Here is a 3484-nt window from a genome sequence, read left to right as displayed (position 1 = left end):
GGAAGCACCGGCCTAGGACTGGCACTGGTGAAGAAGATCATCGAGGACCACGGCGGATACATCGAGGTCGAGAGCGAACCGGGGTCGGGTTCGGCCTTCACCATCTACTTCCCGATCTGACGGCCCGCCGGCTCTGATTCTGAGCGATATGACAAACGGCGTATTTCGCACCGGTTGCGCTGGGAGAAGCGGTATGCACGCAGCGACCGCTCGTTCTTTCTCGCCCCTCATCCCCCCCTGCGGGGTGCTTCCCCTCGAAAGGGGGAAGGGCTCACACGGCCCGTGCCCGCTCAAAAAACCCTCCCCCTCCCGGGGGGAGGTGGCGCGAAGCGACGGAGGGGGGGGTGACCCGCGCTCTGAACGCGCTGCCTCAAACACCAAACGACCATGGTGAACGGGCCTACCTCTCTACGCCCCCCTTCCTCTCGAAAGGGGGAAGGGCTCACACGGCCCGTGCCGGCTCTAAAAACCCTCCCGCTCCCGGGGGGAGGTGGCGCGAAGCGACGGAGGGGGGTTGACCCGCGCTCTGAACGCGCCGGGAGAAGCGGTATGCACGCAGCGACCGCTCGTCCTTTCTCGCCCCCCATCCCCCCTGCGGGGTACTTCCCCCCGAAAGGGGGAAGGGCTCACACGGCCCGTGCCGACTCTAAAAACCCTCCCCCTCCCGGGGGGAGGTGGCGCGAAGCGACGGAGGGGGGTTGACCCGCGCTCTGAACGCGCTGCATCAAATACCAAACAACCATGGTGAAAGGGCCTACCTCTCTACGCCCCCCTTCCCCTCGAAAGGGGGAAGGGCTCACACGGCCCGTTAGATTTATCGAGAGCCGTATACCCCTCGATTACCGCTGCAATCTTCATCTCTTCTCTTCTCAGAAAGAATCTGCCCGGGGTTTTTGCATGGATTGCTCTCCATGAAAGGGGCCGGATGTGAGATATTTTCGGGGGCAGACGGTGTCTTTCATCTTTATGGAATATATTTTGAGTTTCGAGAGGGATATGCACATTCGAAATGACGATAATTTTTGATAACTCGGCCTCATGTCTTCTCCCCGACTGCTTCTTCCCCTGCTTCTCGCCGCGAGCTTCGCGCTCACCGGATGCCTCGATGACCCGTACGACCCGCGCGGCCTCCCCTTCCGCGCCGTGGCCCACGAGTATCCCTACCCGATCTTCCCGGGCGACCTCGACGGCGACGGTCAGGACGAGTACCTGGAAGGCAAACCCTTCTCTTCGTCTTCCAACCCTCCCAGACCCCTCTCCTACGTCCTGAAACGCCATTCGGGGCAGGTCGTCGACGAAATCCATGTCGCAGGGAGACCGGCGGGAAGCCCCCTGTTTTGCGACGTGCTTCCCGGCAAGGCGCTGGAGATCCTCCTCCCATACGTGCGCAACGACTCGCTCTTCATCACCGTCTTCGACCACGACGGGAAGAAAAAAATGAGCGTCTTCCTCACGACCGGCGCGCCCCGCATCGATGCGGAGGACGGCTCCGTCTATCCCTGGGACCCCCGGGTGCAAGCGCTGCGACTGACCGACGTGAACGGGGACGGTAAGCCGGAAATGGTCATCGTCCTCCAGACCCTGTATGCCCGCCTCCCGCGCGGGGTGATGGTTTTGTCGTGGCCGGAGGGCGAGAAGACCGGCGAGAAAATCGTCGGGGCCATCACGGAAATGCGCGCTCTGGACGACGTCGACCGCGACGGGCGCATCGAACTCGTCACCGATGGCTACGCGCCGAACAACGGCGCCGTGGCGGGCGGCTTCTCGGACGACCAGTCCTATTCGATCATCTTCGAACTCGGCGACCGCGTGCGGGTGGATACGAGCTGGAACACCACCGGCGCCCAGGTCTACAGCTATTACGAGGACTTCAATAACGACGGGCGAAAATCCCTCTGGACCGTTACGACCGCAGCGCCCTCTGCCGAACACCAGATCGTGATCCGGGAAATCCTCCCCGACCCGTGGCGCAGCGTCGGGCTCAAAACCCTTAACGAGCCGCTCGTGCGTCCCTGGCCGGTGGACCTCGACCACGACGGTGACCTGGAACTCTTATTCTTCAAGAAGCCGAACTCACTTCACGTGCTGGACCCCGACGGATGGCGCCATACCGTACACTCGTTTGAGAGATCGATCACCAACATCAATATTTTACCCGACCTCGACGACGACGGATGGCAGGAGTTGGTCCTGCTTGACGCTTCCAAAAGAGGGGCGCTCGTCTTGCACACGGACCTCTCCCCCATCGCAGCGGTCCCCGACGATTTCAGGAACAACACCGCTTATGATACCTTCCGGGCGGGAGTGGGCCGACCGTCCTACCTGCTGGTGACGAAGGACACCCATTCGACGGCATACGAACTGGTTCCGAACCGGCTCTGGTGGTTCTACCGGTACGGCGCCCCGGCGCTGTGGGTGCTGGGCTTCGCGCTGGCGGTCGGCGCGGTGGTGGCCGTCCGCCGTCAGGCGAGACACACCCGCCTCGTCGAGCGTGTCTGCACCGCCCATGAAGCCGCCGCCCGGGAAGGGTGGCTCCTGCTCAACCCGAAGGGGCGCATCCTCCGGGCCAACGCCGCCGCCCGTCCCTGGCTCGAGGACGGTCCGCCGGAAGCACTGAAAGCCTTCTTCGAGGAACTCCGCAGCAGCCCCCCCACGCACCTCTCCCGCCGTCTCGAGGCGGCGCAGGGCCCGCTCTTCGTCACCGCCGACCCGATCGTGCTCCAGGGCGAAACGCATCCGCACTGGCTGCTCACGCTCAGCAAACACGCCTCGTACGACGCCGAAGACTACCGCGCCTGGGGCCTCATGGCCCAGCGCATCGCCCACGACCTGAAGAACCCGCTCACCTCGATCCTGCTCACGCTCCAGCGCCTTCAGCTCGAATACCAGCGCCGAAGCCCCGCCGAAGCGGTCGTCTACGACGGCTACGTGCAGCGCATCACCGACCGCATCGAACACCTCCGGCAGATGACGCGCAATTTCATGAAGTTCGTCGACCTCGACGAACCCGACCGCCGGGAGACGACGCTCAACGATTTCCTCAATGACCAGGCGAAGCGTCTGGGGTCCCGCCTGCCCGCCGACATCAGCATGGATCTGAAGCCGGGGCCGAGCCTGCCGCCCGTCCGCATCGATGCCGAGCAGATCGCCTCCGTGCTCGACAACCTGTTGACCAATGCCCTCAACGCCATGCCCGACGGCGGCCTGATCACGCTCGCCACCTATTCGGCACACGCCTTGCGGTTGCCCGGCAAGGATGCCCCGGGCGATTACGTCGTGCTCGAAGTGATGGATACCGGCACGGGCATCTCGGAAACCGCCCGGGGGCAGATCTTCGAAGCGGGCTTCTCGACGAACGGAAGCACCGGCCTAGGACTGGCACTGGTGAAGAAGATCATCGAGGACCACGGCGGATACATCGAGGTCGAGAGCGAACCGGGGTCGGGTTCGGCCTTCACCATCTACTTCCCGATCTGACGGCCCG

1 protein-coding gene and 1 pseudogene are annotated in these 3484 nt (G+C 63.7%); both read left to right on the top strand.

All coding sequences use genetic code 11. The features are described 5' to 3' along the window. Positions 1-114 (top strand): annotated as a pseudogene (locus tag AC1HIY_RS15755) (ATP-binding protein); the annotation flags it as partial. Between the two features lie 924 nt (positions 115-1038). After that, positions 1039-3477 carry a sensor histidine kinase gene (locus tag AC1HIY_RS15750; RefSeq protein ID WP_479577759.1) on the top strand — a complete coding sequence of 813 codons (2439 nt, stop codon included), beginning with the start codon at positions 1039-1041 and terminating at the stop codon, positions 3475-3477. The last annotated feature ends 7 nt before the right edge of the window (positions 3478-3484 follow it).

The organism is Rhodocaloribacter sp., assembly GCF_056451265.1.
The sequence above is the reverse complement of the archived record's forward strand: the minus strand, read 5'-3'. Positions and strand labels throughout refer to the sequence as shown.